Origin of the sequence: Pandoraea fibrosis (assembly GCF_000807775.2) — a bacterium.
GTDB classification, from domain to species: Bacteria; Pseudomonadota; Gammaproteobacteria; order Burkholderiales; family Burkholderiaceae; genus Pandoraea; species Pandoraea fibrosis.
The window spans coordinates 5,508,885-5,525,457 of the sequence record NZ_CP047385.1; the positions used below are offsets into that span (position 1 = coordinate 5,508,885).

Sequence of the window (16,573 nt, forward strand, 5' to 3'; positions counted from 1 at the left end):
AAATCCGCACACGGTAGCGTGTCGACGCGTGAGCGGTATTCTCACCGCTACTTCAGTACCATCGCCAGCCAATAAGCTTTCAGCGTCAGTACGAAGGTGACGAGGAACGCGACCCAGTGAATTCCTGGATAACCGAACGCTACCGCCGCCAACAACGCAATCGTCGTAACTACCTTGACCGCTTCTCCCATCACCAACGAGCTGACGGAGAGGCGATCACCTGACATTCTTAACCGCAGCGCAAACAATGCGCCCGGTATCCATCCGATCATTCCGCCCAGCCATGCGGACACCGCCGCGTCTCGTGGCGATGCCGAGAGTAACCACCAGGCCAATGTCGCTATCAGCGACAGCAGTACCTGGGCTCCCACCACCCTGAATGGAGTCACACGGGATGCGCGCCCCACATCGGGACCGAACAGGCGCTCGGCCTGCGCACGCGTGAGCGGAACGATTGTTTCTTGCTCCTGCTCGTCGTCCCAAGCCTCTGTTGCTGCACGTGCCGGCGCTTGCGGTTTCGGTTCCAAGTTCGACCGTTTATCGTCGGTCATCTCGTACCCTCCCCGCCCGACTCGTGCAAAACGAATGGGCTCTTCAAGCAGATAAATCCGCGAGATTTTACGGGACATTACGAACCCCAGTCAATCGAAACACACAACAAATTCGCCGAAATTGTGCAGTGCATGCTTCGATTTGGCGCCAACTCTCATGGAGCGCGATTTTGCTCATGGTGCAGCGCGGCATTCCTGACGAACGCTGCACGATCTCTGCACCTTGACGGGGTTAGGTGCGTGATCATACCCACTTCAGGGCCATAAACCCAAGGAAAAGTGCCACCAGATAAAACGGGACGGAAAGCCAATGAAAGTGCCACCAGATCTTTCCCGATTTCGCCATGCGCAATGCAATCAGGTTGGCCAACGAACCGATCGCCAGTCCGAAGCCGCCGACAGCCACCCCGTGGGCGAGTGCCGGCCAGTTGTGGCTGTACTCGGCGAGCAGAATCGCCGCAGGGACATTGCTGATGAACTGCGACAGCACCGCGGCCCCTACGTAAGCCATCGCCGTGCCCGAGACATCCACGTGCCCCAGGGCGGCGCGCACTTCCGGCATGCCCGCCACGCCCCGGAGTACGACAAACATCAACACAAAGATCGCCAGCAACAGCCAGTCGATGCCAAGCACGGCATTGCGACGTGCGACCAGCAGCACCGCCGCCACGCCGGCGCAGGCCCATGCGGCATACCCATGGTCTGCGAGCACGACGAAGGCGACGAACAGCGCCAGAGCGATCCACAGCAGCGTCCAGCGCACGTCATGCCTCGGGCCTCGCCGCTGAAAATGCAACGCCCGCGAATCGAACGCCGCCGCGCACACCATCAACAGCACGGCCATGAGCGCAAGCGTGAGCGGCGTCATCATGAGAACGTAAGCGCCGAAGCCCATGCCGCTCTGTTGCCACAGGAAGAGGTTTTGCGGATTGCCAAGCGGCGTGAGACTCGACCCGGCATTGACGGCCAACGCCAGGAAGATGATCAGGCGTTCGATCCTCACGGGAGCAATCCGGGCGAGCGACTGTGCGAGCGGCACCACGGCAAAGAGGGCAACGTCGTTGGTGAGCAGCGTGGAGAGCGCTGCGGCAAACGTCACCATCAGCAACGCGAGACGCCGCTCCGTGCGAAACGCCCGCAACAACCGTTGCGCCAGCCAATCGAGAAAGCCGCTCTGATCGATGGCGCGCGTGAGCATCAACAATCCCGCAAGCGTGAGGATCGTGTGTCGATCGATGCGTCCGACGAGTTCGCCGACACTTGCGGGGCGAACCGCCTGCAGAACGACGAAGCCGGCGAGCAGGATCAGCAGCACGCTGTCGCCACGCACGCGCTCGTAGATCGCACGCAGCGCGTACCAGACGCGTGTCTTCGCAGGCACACCGTCCGGCGTCTGTGACGCCGCGGGCTTCGCCTGTCCTACCGGTTCACCGGTGGGTTCGTTCACGGAAAGATGATCAGGAGACCGAAATCACTCTGCGCGAATACGCGCGAGAATGCCGTCGAGCGCATCGAGACTGCCGAAATCGATCGTGAGTTGTCCGGCGCCTTTTCGGCCGACCTTGATCTTGACGTTCGATGCGAGCAAGTCCGACAACTCTTCTTCGAGACGCGTCACATCGCGCCCCCCCTCTTCCGCCGAGCGACGGCGAATGCCGTCCCCCTGAGGCTTGAGCGATGCGTTGACGATTCGCTCCGTGTCGCGCACCGACAGGCGCTTGTTGATCACCTGATTGGCCAGCGTGATCTGCGTGGCGGCATCGACGGCGAGCAGCGCACGCGCATGCCCCATGTCGAGATCGCCCGCCAGCAACATGGTCTGCACCGGCTGCGCGAGGTTGAGCAGTCGCAGCAGATTCGACACCGCACTGCGCGAACGGCCGAGCGATTCGGCCGCCTGCTCGTGGGTGTAATTGAACTCGCCCAGCAAACGCTGAATGCCCTGCGCTTCTTCCAGCGGATTCAGATCCTCGCGCTGGATGTTCTCGATGAGCGCCATGGCGGCGGCGGCTTCATCGGGCACATCGCGCACGAGCACGGGCACTTCGGACAGTCCGGCAATGCGTGCCGCACGGAAGCGGCGCTCGCCCGCGATAATTTCGTACTTCTCACCATCGACACGACGCACCAGAATCGGCTGCATCAGGCCCTGCGCGCGAATGCTCGCGGCGAGTTCCTGCAATGCGCCTTCATCCATGCGCGTGCGCGGTTGATACTTACCGGCCTGAAGACGCTCGAGCGACATCACCGACGGCGCGCCGTCGACACCCGCTTCGGTCGCGCCGTTGTGGTTATCGGCGTGCGCGCCGAGCAGCGCTTCGAGGCCGCGGCCCAGGCCCTTTTTTTTCAGTGCGTTGGTCTTGGTCGCCATGACAATGCGTTCCTGCGCGATTGCGCCTTACATAGTTTGAATGCGCGCGATCATTTCCGCGCCGAATTGCAGATACGCTTTCGCACCGCGCGACGCGGGATCGAAAACGACGCCCGGCATGCCGTAGCTCGGCGCTTCGGCGAGTCGCACATTGCGGGGGATGATCGCGTTGAAAACCTTGTCGCCGAAGTGCTCCTTGAGCTGCTCCGAGACTTGTTGCTGCAACGTGATGCGCGGATCGAACATCACGCGCAACAGCCCGATCACCTTCAGGTCGCGATTCAGATTCGCGTGCACCTGTTTGATCGTATTGACAAGATCCGACAGACCCTCCAGTGCGAAATACTCGCACTGCATCGGAATGATCACGCCGTGCGCCGCGCACAACCCGTTGAGAGTCAGCAGCGAAAGCGTCGGCGGGCAGTCGATGAGGACAAAGTCGTAGGCATCGTCGACTTTGGCAAGCGCTTGCTTGAGTCGCGTGTCGCGGTTCTCGAGCGAGACGAGCTCCACGTCCGCCCCGGCCAGTTCACGGTTGGCGGGCAGTACGTCGTAACTCCCCGACTCCGAACGCTGGCAGCTCGTTGCCACATCGGTACCGTCGACCAGGACTTCGTACACGCTCGTCTCGAGTGCGGCCTTGTCGATACCGCTGCCCATCGTCGCGTTGCCCTGAGGATCGAGGTCGACCAACAAGACCCGCTGCCCGTGCGACGCCAGTCCGGCAGCGAGGTTCACCGTGGTGGTCGTCTTGCCGACGCCGCCCTTCTGATTGGCCACGCAGAAAATTTTCGCCATGCCGATGTAGTCCTCCGAATGCTGCCGTGTTGATGCAATTGATGCAGATGATGCCGGGACGCAACCGGAAATTCGCACTCGCCGTACCGCTGGCGACTGCCGGCTTGCTGCCTGCTGACCGATACATCCCGCAAATTCGATTTTCTGAGCAAAGCTCAGTTATTGCGCTTGCCGACCGGCGTCAGAAGCACCGGTGCGCTGTGCTCAGGGGGCGCTCGCCTTTTGGGGCGTCAACACCAGCTTGTCGGTGTCGTAGCCTTGCTTACGCAACTGGGCACGCATTTGATTCAATGCATTTTCGTCGAGCGTCGGCGTGCGCGAGAGGATCCAGAGGTACTCACGGCTTGGCTCTCCGACAGCGGCAAACTGATAGTCACCGTCGAGCACGATAACCCAGTAGTTCGCCCAAAGCCAGGGAATCCAGCGCAACCAGTCGGGCGCAAAGGTGACTTTGAAGCGGGCCGTTCCCGTGCCCTGCCCGTCGGTGCGCGCCAGGCCGGCATCGCTGACCCAACTACCGTCTTCTTTACGGCACTTGTTCGTGACGTCGATCCTGCCATCCGCTCGCGCCACGTATTCTGCGGTCACGTCCGACACACATTTTCGCTCGAAGAAATTCGGGTAGCGTGCTATTTCGTACCAGGTGCCGACGTAGCGATCCTTGTCGATCTTCTGCACCGGGCGAACTCGGGTCGTCAGTGACTCCTGCCCGGATTGTGCCCAGGCAACGGCTGCCACGACCGACAGGCCGACCATGGCGGCCCCCATCCAGCGCGTTACCGTATTCATGCCGTCACCTTCACGCGGAGCAGGTGACGCTCGGCGTCGAGAAACGGGACGGTCAACGGCAGACGCTCGACGAGTTCATAGCCGGCCGGCAACGTCAGTTCGCTCTCGGCCGCCACGCCCTTCATGGCCCAGAAACTGCCGTCGGGAGCGAGCAGATTGCGCGCCAGAGTGACGAAATCGGACAATTCAGCGAAAGCACGCGAGACGATCGCGTCGAACGGTGCCGGCACTTCCTTACCGACGACAAGCGACTCGACGCGCCCGGTCACGACCGTCAGATTGGTGAGTTTGAAGGTCGCACGCGCCTGCGTGAGGAACGCGGTCTTCTTGTGAACGATGTCATTGACCGTCACCTGCCAGTCCGGGCGCACCATGGCGAGCACTACGCCGGGCAGCCCGCCGCCTGAGCCCACGTCAAGTACACGTGAAATTGGCTCATGATCGAGACGCGGCAGTATCGAGAGGGAATCGAGCAGATGCTTGACGACCATCTGCCGCGGATCGCGGATCGAGGTCATCTGGAGCGAGGCGTTCCATTTGGCCAGCAGCGCCTGAAACTCCAGCAGACGGGCCTGCTGCTCAGCATCGATGGACAAGCCCAGTTGCCGGATGCCGTCGGCCAATAGCGTCGCCAGGTCGTTGCCGCCGCCGGCGGCAGTCCTTCGCGGATCAGTCATGAGGTCTCCGCGTCAGGCTGCGTGCTGGCCGTTATCGGCGGCAGCGGCGTCGGCAGTCGTGTCCTCCGACGCGCGGCGGCGTCCGAGTCCTTTCTTGAGGTGGATCATCAGCAGCGAAATCGCCGCAGGCGTCACGCCAGAGATGCGCGATGCCTGCCCCAATGTCTCGGGTCGCTGTGCATTGAGCTTCTGACGCACTTCGATCGACAAACCCCGGACATCGTTGTAATCGATGCTGGCGGGCAGCACGGTGTTCTCGTTGGCTTCCTTGCGACCGATTTCATCCGCCTGACGGTCGATATAGCCCTGATACTTGACCGCGATTTCAATCTGTTCGCGAATCTGATGGGCTTGCAGTGCATCGTCGGACAATGGCCCTTCGGGCGCGAGACGACCGCCCTGCACTGCCATCAGCGCGTCGTACCCGACTTCCGGACGGCGCAGCAGATCGGCCAGCGAGTACTCGTGGTCGATGGCCTTGCCGAGCAGCGGCACCGCATCTTCGGCCGGGAAGGTCTTCGGATTCACCCACGTCGATTTGAGCCGTTCTGTTTCACGTGAAACAGCATCGCGCTTGCGGCAGAACGCTTCCCAACGAATATCGTCGACCACACCGAGTTCACGGCCGACTTCCGTCAGGCGCATGTCGGCGTTGTCTTCCCGCAGCGACAAGCGATACTCAGCGCGGCTGGTGAACATGCGATACGGTTCGGACACGCCCCGTGTAATCAGATCGTCGACCAGTACGCCGAGGTATGCCTGATCGCGGCGCGGGCACCACGCTTCGCGCCCCTGCACTTGCAGCGCCGCGTTGATACCGGCCAGCAACCCTTGCGCGGCAGCTTCTTCATAGCCGGTCGTACCGTTGATCTGGCCGGCGAAGAAAAGCCCGGAAATCACGCGGGTTTCGAGCGAACTGCGCAATCCGCGTGGATCGAAGTAATCGTATTCGATGGCGTAGCCCGGACGCAGGATGTAAGCATTCTCCATGCCTTTCATCGAGCGAACGAGTTCGAGTTGGACGTCGAAGGGCAGACTGGTGGAGATGCCGTTCGGGTAAAACTCGTTGGTCGTGAGGCCTTCGGGCTCAAGATAGATCTGGTGCGACGTCTTGTCGGCGAAGCGATGGATCTTATCTTCGATAGACGGGCAATAGCGTGGCCCCACTCCTTCGATGACGCCGGTGTACATCGGTGACCGGTCGAGCCCGCCACGAATGATGTCGTGCGTGCGCTCGTTGGTGTGCGTGACCCAGCACGGCACTTGGCGCGGATGCTGTTCGGGGCGACCGAGGAACGAGAAGACGGGTACCGGATCGAGGTCGCCGGGCTGTGCTTCAAGGACGGAGAAGTCGATGGAGCGACCGTCGATACGCGGCGGCGTACCCGTTTTCAACCGGCCTTGCGGCAACTTCAACTCTTTCAGACGGGCCGACAGACTGATAGCGGCCGGATCACCGGCGCGACCACCCACGTAGTTATTCAGGCCAACGTGGATCTTGCCGTCGAGGAAGGTGCCCGCGGTCAGCACAACCGCACGGGCGCGGAAACGCAGCCCGACCTGGGTCACGGCACCGACAACGCGGTTGCCTTCGACGATGAGGTCTTCCACGGCTTGCTGGAACAGCCAGAGGTTGGGCTGATTCTCCAGGCGATGGCGGATGGCCTGCTTATAAAGAAGGCGATCGGCCTGCGCGCGCGTGGCTCGAACTGCCGGGCCTTTGGACGAATTCAGGATACGAAACTGAATACCGCCCTCATCGGTCGCGGCCGCCATGGCGCCGCCCAGTGCATCGACCTCTTTGACGAGGTGGCCTTTGCCGATCCCGCCGATGGAGGGATTGCAGCTCATCTGGCCGAGCGTCTCGATGTTGTGGGTGAGCAGAAGTGTTTTACAGCCCATGCGGGCCGAGGCGAGCGCAGCCTCGGTGCCGGCATGGCCGCCACCCACCACGATCACGTCGAACTCGGTTGGATAAAGCATCGCAATTTTGCCGCGCGCGGCAAACTCTCTGGATTCGGTAATGGCGAATTATAGCGGTATTGCGGTGCATCATTTGTAACTGCCCGGTGTTTCACGTGAAACGTGAGTGGAAAACGACGATTTTGGAGACTGTTCCACGTGAAGCGTCGGGGCAATGTGGTTCTACCCAGCGATGATCTGCCGCCGCCCGTGAACCACAATCCTCGGATAAAACCCTCCCTTGGTCCGGCTGCCCGGCTACGGAAACTGCCGATCCGCTGAACGCGCTCCCTCGGAAAGTCTCTCCGTCAGGACACCGGTGATCTACGCAAGCGATTTGCCCGAGTCCACCACTACGAGATCGGTGCGCGTGTTTCACGTGGAACGCGGGTAATGGCCACCGCCGGCCCGTCGCTCCGCCGAATGGAACGCCGCTCACTAACTCTCTTCGCCGTATGTCGCCTCACCCTTCCCACCCTCTGCATGAAGCTCGCTCAGAAGGAGTATCGGCAATCTCTGCAAAGCGATTGCGCGAGTACAACCCTCACCCGTGTTTCACGTGAAACATGGGTAATGTTGCCGCTGGTCTATCAGATTGGCGGCATTGGATTCGGGTTCACTACGCAACGACCTATCCCAACACCCCTTCATCTTCCACGTCCAGCAACCGGGATCACCGCCATCCGGAGGCACTCTGCTTAAGAATCGCTCCGACGCGATATTGGCAAACTCCGCCAAATGATCCACGGCATGATGAATGCGCATGTTTCACGTGAAACGTGGATGACGATGATGCAGGAGGTGCTTCGGCTCAACGGCATCAAAGTCAGCTCACCCGACGCTCCCAGGAGAGTCGCCCGCCTTCCCCATCTCCAGTCAGCGAGCATCACCGATACCTCGACCGCCCTTCACTTTGAGGCCGCTTTGTCAGAGCATCGGCAATCTCTGCCGAGCGATTGCCCGAGCACGACTGCCGTAGGACCAACGCACGTGTTTCACGTGAAACGTCGGGGATGCCGCAAGCACCTCGGCCCAGTCCCACCGGATTCGGCTTGCATCACAGCACCTCCCGAGACATCGCCCTCCCCCTTCCATGCCTGGGGGACAAGTGAGGATCGCCGGTGCCCCAACTGCGTTTCACGTGAAACGTGATGGGATTTCCGACGCAAACAGATCGGAAACAACGTCAGACAGACAACACACCATCAGCGCTCTAGTAACGGGCGCCTCCACAACCAAAAGAGACGCCTGGAGGGATATCCCCCGATCATCGATACCGGCGCCGAACGCATCGCTTCGCTTCGGGCTAGCCATCCCCTTCCGCAAGCAACCGATCGCGCTCCAATGCACGACGTTTTACCTCGGCGATGAATCACCGATGCAGCACGTTGGAAGAACAAGGAAAGATTCACGGTGCCTGATGGACCGACGTCAAAGGGGGATGATTCAGCCGATCCTTGCGACTCGAAAGCCTGAAAGCAAATGGCCAAATTCGCGGGATGGGGCTTCGCCATGCCCTCCCCAAATCTCCACCGTTTCACGTGAAACCGGAAAACAAAAACCGGCGAATCCAGCCCAAAGCTCACCTCGACAAAACGCGTCGAAGTCGGCTTATCCACACGCCCGGGCAGTCACTGCCAAATGGCTTTCGGGAATTTGCTTTTCTGTGGATAACCTCAAACGAAATTTCCGTCAGATTTTGCGAAAAATCGCGCAACCCCTTATTGCGGCAGTGCGCCATAGATTTCGGATATCCACAACTATCCACAAGCAACTGTGAATAAGTGAGTTCGCCGACGCCGTGGATCACTCGTCAGCGTCGCCTCAAAAAAATGGGGCCGGATATCCGCGAATGCGCATCCCTTCCTCATCGCCCGTAAAGAAAAAGCCCGCCAAACTGGCGGGCCTTTCCATAACAGCAAACCTGACAAGCAACGAAACTCAGGCAGCCTTCTTCGCCAACCCCAGATACGTCTCGATGACCTTGGGATTGCTGGCCAGCTCCTGTGCGGGGCCCTCCAACGCCAGCTCACCGGTCTCGATCACGTAACCGTAATCGGCCACCTGCAACGCTGCACGCGCGTTCTGCTCGATCAGCAGCGTCGCCACCCCCGTCTTGCGCAAGTCGTTGATGATGTGGAAGATCTCCTTCACGATCAGCGGCGCGAGGCCGAGACTCGGTTCGTCGAGCATCAGCAACTGCGGCTTTGCCATCAACGCACGGCCCACCGCCAGCATCTGACGTTCCCCCCCGGAGAGCGTGCCCGCCTGTTGCACACGACGCTCCTTGAGGCGCGGGAACAGCGCATAGACCACGTCCATCTGATCCAGGAAGTTCTTCTCGCCAGCACGCTTGCGACGGTAAGCCCCCAGCAGCAGGTTGTCTTCAACGGTCATCGTCGAGAACAGCTCGCGCTTCTCCGGCACCAGACACATGCCGCGCGACACGCGCGCTTCGATGGTCAGCGCCGACATCTCGTGACCGAGATACGCCACGCTCCCACGGCTCGAGCCGTTGTGCGGCAAGGCGCCCATGATCGCGTTGAGCATGGACGACTTGCCCGCGCCGTTCGGGCCGATCACGGTCACGATCTGGCCCGCCTCGACCCGCAGATGCGCGCCATGCACCGCCTCGACTTTGCCGTATGCGACGGCGAGGTCCTTGACCTCAAGAATCGCGTCTGCCATCACTCCACTCCTCCAAGGTACGCCTCGAGCACCGCCGGGTTCTTCTGCACGTCTTCGGGCAGCCCCTCGGCGATCTTGGTGCCGAACTCCATCACCACCAGGTGATCGGTCAGATTCATCACGAAGTCCATGTCGTGCTCGACCAGCAGCACGCTCATCCCTTCGTCCTTGAGCTTTCTGAGCAGATCGCCCAGCGCCTGCTTTTCCTTGTAGCGCAGACCTGCTGCCGGCTCGTCGAGCAGCAACAGCGTCGGGTCGCACGCGAGTGCACGCGCAATTTCCAGAATCCGTTGCTGACCCAGCGCCAGACTGCCCGCTTCGTCGTACATGTGAGCCCCCAGCCCCACACGCTCGATCTGCATTTTGGCCTCATGCAGCAGCATCGCTTCTTCGTGGCGATCCAGACGCAATACGCTCGACCACACGCCCCCCTGGGGACGGCGGCGCAGCCCGTTCTTGTCACGCAGGTACGCACCAATGGCCACGTTCTCCAGCACGCTCATGTGCGGCATCAGACGCACGTGCTGGAAGGTGCGGCCAATGCCGCGCTTGACGATCTCACGCGAGGCCAGCCGATCGATGCGCTCGCCAAGGAACGAAATCTCGCCCCGGGTCGCTTGCAGCACGCCCGTCACCAGATTGAACGTCGTCGACTTGCCCGCACCGTTCGGACCGATCAGGCCCACGATCTCGCCGGCCTTGACCTCGAACGACACGTCGTTCACCGCGACCAGCCCCCCGAACTCCTTGCGAGCCTTCTCCAGCTTGAGCACCACCTCACCCACCGCCGGCTTGGCGCGATGGCCCAGCGGATCGGCTTGCTCGGGCGCCTTCGCCACACGCCGCGCCGGGAATATCTTGCCGAAGAACGGCCACACCCCGTCGCGCGCATATTGCAGCAACAGCACGAGCAACACACCGAACACGATGGTCTCGAAGTTGCCGTTGGCCCCCAGCAGCACCGGCAGAATGTTCTGCAGGTAGTCCTTGAGCACCGTCAGGATCGCCGCCCCCAGCACCGCGCCCCACACATGCGACACGCCACCGACGACCGCCATGAAGAGGTATTCGATGCCGTGGTTCAGGTTGAACGGCGTCGGGTTCACGGCACGCTGCAAGTGCGCGTACAGCCAGCCCGAGATCGACGCGAGCACGGCGGCATACACGAACACCACGACCTTCATCCACGCGGTGTTCACCCCCATGGCCTCGGCCATCACGCCACCGCCCTTGAGCGCGCGAATGGCGCGGCCAGGGCGCGAGTCGAGCAGGTTCTTGATCGACACCACCGCCAGCACCACCACGATCCAGATCAGATAGAACATCTGACGCCCGCTGGCCAGCTCGATGCCGAACAGGTTGATCGTGGGAATGTCGTTCAGGCCGTCGTACTTGCCGAGGAACTCGAGGTTGCCGAACAGGTAGTACAGCGCCAGCCCCCAGGCAATCGTGCCCAACGGCAGGAAGTGCCCGGACAGCCGCATGGTGATCGCCCCGATGACGAGCGCAGCGGCCGCGGTGATCGCCACGCCGACGATCAGGCCCAGCCACGGCGATGCGCCGTAGGCCGTGGTCAGATACGCCGTGGCATACGCGCCCAGCCCGACGAACGCGGCCTGTCCGAACGAGGTCATGCCGGCCACACCCGTGAGCAGTACAAGACCGATGGCCACAATGCTGTACAGGCCGATGTAGTTGAGCAGCGTCACCCAGTACTCAGGCAAACGCACCGGTGCAGGCAGTACCGGCAACACGGCCAGCACCACCAGGAAAATCAGGAAGTATTTGTTTTTCATTCTGTGGTCCGCCCCGGCTTATTCCTCGTCTTCTTCGACATGCTTGCTGGTAAGCGAGAGCCACAGCAGCACAGGAAGGATCAGCGTGAAGACGATGACCTCTTTGTATGCACTCGCCCAGAACGACGAATACGACTCCAGCAGACCCACCAGAATGGCCCCCAGTGCGGCGACCGGGTAGCTCACCAGACCGCCGATGATCGCGCCCACGAAGCCCTTGAGGCCGATCAGGAAGCCCGACTCGTAGTAGATGGTGGTGATCGGGGCGATCAGGATGCCGCACAACACGCCCAGCACTGCGGCCAGCGTGAAGGCCAGACGACCGGCCTGCACCGTGCCGATACCCACCAGACGCGCACCCAGCCGGTTCACGGCCGTGGCACGCAGGGCCTTGCCCGAGAGCGAGCGGTCGAAGTAGAAGTACAGCGCCAGAATCATCACGACCGAGACTCCCACCACCCACAGACTCTGGCCGGACACCATCACCGAGCCGATGTTGAAGCTCGCGTCCGAGAACGGCTGCGTGCGCGAGCCCTCGGCGCCGAACATCACCAGGCCCAGCCCGGTGAGCGCGAAGTGCACCCCGACCGAGACGATGAGCAGCAGCAGCGTGCTGGCTTCGGCCAGCGGCTGATAGGCCAGACGATAGAGCATCGGCCCCATCGGCACGACCAGCAGCAGCGTGATGGCGATCTGCACGAGCATGGGCAACGTCATCGGGGCGAGTGCCCGGACGACGAAGAACACGGCGATCGGAAAGACCAGATACTTGCCCGCAAGCACCGGCACCAGACGGCCCGCCAGCTTGCGGCGCTCGCTGTGGCGCAACACGCCAGCCGTCTCCACGACGAACGTGCATACGCCCATCGCCACGAGCAACCAGCTCGTGAGCGGAAACTTCTGGGTTTGCAGTGCCGCTAACGTGAGCGCGCCATACGACACGAACTCGCCCTGCGGAATGAAGATGACGCGGGTAACGGAGAACACCAGCACGAGCGCCAATGCCAGCAAGGCATAAATCGCACCCGTGGTGATGCCGTCCTGCGCCAGGATGGCTGCAATCGAAAGATCCATGCTCCTCTCACTTCGTTTGAGTACTTCTTGAACCGGCTGGCGAGACAGCCGGTGTGATGCACGGCGCGGCGTGCCGCCGCCCCGTTCCCCTTCACATCGATACACCTCGCACGTTCCCCGTGACGCAGCGCAGCGAATTATGAATTGTATAAATCGTTATGCATTGGTAAAACCCGGGCGACTACTGAGTCGGCGAAATCTTGTCTCCTGCCACTTCGCCGTCTGCACTGTCCCGCGTGCCGCGCCCGATCCGACGCACACCTTGTCACCCGTTCCTGCTCAAGCCTTGCTGTTCAACCCGCGCGACGCCCTGTCCTGCGGCATCGGGCGGTGGTGCCTGCCCAATTCCCTTTCCCTGCCATTGCCTACCCTCACGCGACCGGCTTGCGACGGCGACGCGGTTTGGATGGCAACGACGGCGCCTCGGCCACCACTTCGGGCGGCAGCGCCTCACGGACCACATCGAGCAACCGGTAGATGTCGGCCAGCGTTTCGCGCCCGACCTTGTCTTCCAGATAGCGATAACGTTCCTCGACCAGCGGGCCGAGTTTCTTGCACAATGCGCGGCTCGACGGCGTCAGCGACACCATCACGCGACGCTGGTCGGCGACCACACGGCGGCGCAGGATAAGGCCGGAGACCTCCATGCGCTCGAGCATGCCCGACAGGCTCGGGCTGAGAATGCAGCACTCGCGTGCGACCTGCCCGATCTCCATTTCCCCGGATTCGCTATCGTTGATGGCCCGTATGACACGCCATTGTTGTTCCGTGATGTCGTAACAATTGAGCAAGGGCCGGAACAGCCCCATCACCGCCTCACGCGACTGCAGCAACACCAGAGATAGATTGCGGTGTTCGAATTCACCCGTCATGGATTTACGCTCGAAAGGATCGCCCGGTCAGCCCCCCGGCTGTGGCGATCAGGTTGGGACAGTGCGGCCTCTCTTGTGCCGCTCGCATCGCATGTCCTGCCGTCTCTTTGCGAAGCGCGAAACTACCACGCGCTCAAAAAAAACGGGCGCGAACGCCCGTTCTTCCGCCCCGGACGACCCGACCGGGGGCAGATACCGCAGATACGACAACGGGGCATGCCTGTTGACTACAGGTGCTACAGCTCCTAAGGCAGCCCCGGCCCGTATCAGTTCGCCAATTTCCACTTGCCGTCGACGATTTGCACCATCACACGCGAGCGTTGATCCAGACCGTTATGGTCGTTCTTGCTCATATTGAAGATCCCGGCGGTGCCCGGCATGTCCTTGACGTTCTCCAGGGCTTCGCGCAGCGCGGCACGGAATTCGGGCGTGCCCGGCTTGGCCTTCTTCAATGCCGCCGGAATCGTCGCTTGCAGCAGCAGGCCACCGTCCCAGGCGTGACCGCCGAAGGTCGAGATCGAACCGGCGCCATAGGCCTTCTCGTAAGCCGCCTTATAGGCAGCAGCCGACTTCTTCACAGGATTGTCGGCAGGCAGTTGCTCGACCACGAGCAGCGGGCCGGCCGGCAGGTACGTGCCTTCGCAGTCCTTGCCGCAAACGCGCAGGAAGTCATTGTTGGCCACGCCGTGGGTCTGATACAGCTTGCCCTTGTAGCCGCGCTCCTTGAGCGTGCGCTGCGGCAGCGCTGCCGGCGTGCCCGAACCGGCGATCAGCACGGCATCCGGGTTCGAGCCCATGATCTTGAGCGCCTGGCCCGTCACCGACGTGTCGGCACGGTTGAAACGCTCGTTGGCCACGACCTTGAGCTTGTTCAGATCGGCGGCCTTCTGGAATTCCTTGTACCAGCCTTCGCCGTAAGCATCCGAGAAGCCGATGAACGCCACGGTCTTCACGCCCGTGTCGGCCATGTGCTTGGCGATGGCGGTGGCCATCAGAATGTCGTTCTGCGGGGTCTTGAATGCCCACGTGCGCTTGGCGTCGACCGGCTCGACGATGGCGGCGCCCGCGGCCATCGAAATCACCGGGGTCTGCGTCTCGGCAGCCACGTCGACCATGGCCAGCGAGTTCGGCGTGACGGTCGAACCGAGCACGGCGTCGACGTGATCTTCGCTGATCAGCTTGCGCATGTTCTTGACGGCGGTCGTGGTGTCCGTCGCGTCGTCGAGCACGATGTACTGCACGGACTGACCGCCGATGGTCTTCGGCATCAGCGCAATGGTGTTCTTCTCGGGAATGCCCAGCGAAGCCGCCGGACCGGTCGCCGACAGCGACACGCCAATCTTGACTTGAGCGTTCGCAACGCCCGCGGCCAGCATCATCGCCGATGCCATGCACAGCAACTTCAGTTTCATTTGGGTCTCCTCACAAAAATTTCGAATTCGTTTTTTTCCATTAACCGACCGCTCAGTCGGTAAATCGTCGCCCATCTTACGGGCACCTGAGCCTTCTCGTAAAGTGCGGTTTCCCCACATGTGGTTTCGACCGCATCTGGCCCCGCCCGATCTGGCCTCAGACGCGCAGGAACGCGTCGTAACCCGTCTTCACGATCAGCACGGCCAGCACGCACAGAAACATGCGCCGCACGAAGCCCACCCCGTGCTTGAGCGCGAGGCGGCTGCCCACCTGACTGCCAAGCACGTTCATGATCGCCATGCCGATGCCGACCTGCCACCAGACGTGCCCGCCCATACCGAACAGCAGCAGCGCAGCCAGATTGGTCGCCACGTTGACGATCTTCGACGACGCCGACGCGTTGACGAAATCCTGCCCGAACAACCGGACAAACAGAAAGACAAGGAAGCTGCCCGTACCGGGGCCGAAGAAACCGTCGTAGAAGCCGATGGCGCCGCCCACGGCAATGGCCATGAGGGTCACCCCTGCCCCACCCTTCACAGGGGCGTGGACCGTACCGAAATCCTTCTTGCGCAACGTGTAGACGGCCACCCCTGCGAGGACGAACGGCAACAGCTTGCGCAGCACGTCGGCGGGAATATGGGTGACGGCGTAAGCGCCACAGAACGAAAACACAAAGGCGGCGAGCGTGGCCGGCACCAGAATGGCCCAGCGAAGCTGGATCCCCCGTGCATAGCGCAACGCGGCCGACGCCGTTCCCCAGATACCGGCCATCTTGTTGGTACCGAACAGCACCGGCGGCGCGGCGTTCGGGAAGACGGCAAACAGCGTCGGCACGGAGATCAATCCTCCGCCACCGACCACGGCATCGACCAGACCGGCGAGGAACGCCCCGCCTGCGAGCACCAGCAAATCGGTCAGCGCCCAGCCCGTCAACATACCTTCCCCATTCCTGCCGCGTGGGCCATGCCGCCCACGCCATCGTTAAAGGCCTTTTGAACCTGCCGCGGCTGCCGGGGACATTCACCCGCCGGAAAGCGCGCTTGCGCGCATTGGGAAATAAGAAGCGTGCTAAACATACGACTGCGACTACCGGGTCATCGAAAGGCCCGTATGAAACGAGCCGACGGAATGAAATTGGCACCTCGACTGCATTGACCGAATGAGGCAAAACCGTCGAAAGCCCACAGTAAAACGGCGAGCATAGCGTCTTTAGGCCGCATTGCGCGTATTTAAACGACGCGATTCTCGCAATACGGCGTGAAACGCGCGGAAAACACGGTGCAAAGGGATGTCGTGCAGACTGCCGCGCCCAGGCGGCAAGCGGCTTTGCGCGATCGCAAAGCGCAATATAAAAAGCGCTGTTGGAGCATTCTCCAACAGCGCTTCCTTTTTGGCGGTGCGCGTTATCGCGCTTATTGTCTCCTCGTTCCTCGCCCCTATATCCTGCTGTGACGCGAACTGAGGGAGAGAATAAAGGAGCACCCGATGCACCACAAGTCAGCATTTACCCCTACGAATTAGCTTTTTTCTGACATACATGCGCCAGGGTGATGAGCGGGCGCCCCAAACCGGTGCACCC

The 16,573-nt window shown here is 61.6% G+C and carries 13 protein-coding genes; all 13 read right to left on the minus strand.

The window, feature by feature from the left end; all coding sequences use genetic code 11:
- Positions 1-47: 47 nt before the first annotated feature.
- The 13 genes from PI93_RS24345 to PI93_RS24405 all read right to left on the minus strand — a co-directional run bounded on the left by PI93_RS24345 (position 48) and on the right by PI93_RS24405 (position 15,930).
- A complete protein-coding gene (locus PI93_RS24345; RefSeq protein ID WP_039366339.1) occupies positions 48-551 on the minus strand; it encodes an ATP synthase subunit I in 504 nt (167 codons plus the stop codon).
- A 244-nt stretch (positions 552-795) separates the two neighbouring features.
- Complete coding sequence (locus tag PI93_RS24350; RefSeq protein ID WP_167525583.1) at positions 796-1,902, minus strand: SLC13 family permease; 1,107 nt, start codon at positions 1,900-1,902, stop codon at positions 796-798.
- 120 nt (positions 1,903-2,022) lie between these two features.
- Positions 2,023-2,922 (minus strand): ParB/RepB/Spo0J family partition protein, encoded by a 900-nt coding sequence (locus tag PI93_RS24355; RefSeq protein WP_039366336.1) that lies wholly within the window; start codon positions 2,920-2,922, stop codon positions 2,023-2,025.
- Positions 2,923-2,949: 27 nt separating this feature from the next.
- Entirely contained in the window at positions 2,950-3,720 is a 771-nt protein-coding gene (locus tag PI93_RS24360; protein ID WP_039366333.1) for a ParA family protein, read from the minus strand.
- Positions 3,721-3,924: 204 nt separating this feature from the next.
- The gene (locus PI93_RS24365) at positions 3,925-4,509 is read right to left on the minus strand and encodes a lipocalin family protein (RefSeq protein ID WP_039366330.1); all 585 of its coding nucleotides are present in this window, start codon (positions 4,507-4,509) and stop codon (positions 3,925-3,927) included.
- Positions 4,506-5,186: a 16S rRNA (guanine(527)-N(7))-methyltransferase RsmG gene (gene rsmG, locus PI93_RS24370; RefSeq protein WP_039366327.1), complete on the minus strand. Its 681-nt coding sequence runs from the start codon at positions 5,184-5,186 to the stop codon at positions 4,506-4,508. Before rsmG ends, PI93_RS24365 begins: the two co-directional genes overlap by 4 nt.
- A gap of 12 nt (positions 5,187-5,198) precedes the next feature.
- Entirely contained in the window at positions 5,199-7,169 is a 1,971-nt protein-coding gene (mnmG, locus tag PI93_RS24375; protein WP_039366325.1) for a tRNA uridine-5-carboxymethylaminomethyl(34) synthesis enzyme MnmG, read from the minus strand.
- A 1,920-nt stretch (positions 7,170-9,089) separates the two neighbouring features.
- Positions 9,090-9,836 (minus strand): ABC transporter ATP-binding protein, encoded by a 747-nt coding sequence (locus PI93_RS24380; RefSeq protein WP_039366322.1) that lies wholly within the window; start codon positions 9,834-9,836, stop codon positions 9,090-9,092.
- On the minus strand, positions 9,836-11,632 hold the full coding sequence (locus tag PI93_RS24385) for a branched-chain amino acid ABC transporter ATP-binding protein/permease (RefSeq protein WP_039366318.1): 1,797 nt from the start codon (positions 11,630-11,632) through the stop codon (positions 9,836-9,838). The genes PI93_RS24380 and PI93_RS24385 overlap by 1 nt, the downstream gene beginning before the upstream one ends.
- An 18-nt stretch (positions 11,633-11,650) precedes the next feature.
- Positions 11,651-12,706, minus strand: a complete 1,056-nt coding sequence (locus PI93_RS24390; protein ID WP_039366315.1) for a branched-chain amino acid ABC transporter permease — start codon at positions 12,704-12,706, stop codon at positions 11,651-11,653.
- A gap of 371 nt (positions 12,707-13,077) precedes the next feature.
- A complete protein-coding gene (hpaR, locus tag PI93_RS24395) occupies positions 13,078-13,578 on the minus strand; it encodes a homoprotocatechuate degradation operon regulator HpaR (protein ID WP_039366312.1) in 501 nt (166 codons plus the stop codon).
- 266 nt (positions 13,579-13,844) lie between these two features.
- Positions 13,845-14,990: an ABC transporter substrate-binding protein gene (locus PI93_RS24400; protein ID WP_039366309.1), complete on the minus strand. Its 1,146-nt coding sequence runs from the start codon at positions 14,988-14,990 to the stop codon at positions 13,845-13,847.
- Positions 14,991-15,147: 157 nt separating this feature from the next.
- Positions 15,148-15,930, minus strand: a complete 783-nt coding sequence (locus PI93_RS24405) for a sulfite exporter TauE/SafE family protein (protein WP_039366306.1) — start codon at positions 15,928-15,930, stop codon at positions 15,148-15,150.
- Between the last annotated feature and the right edge of the window lie 643 nt (positions 15,931-16,573).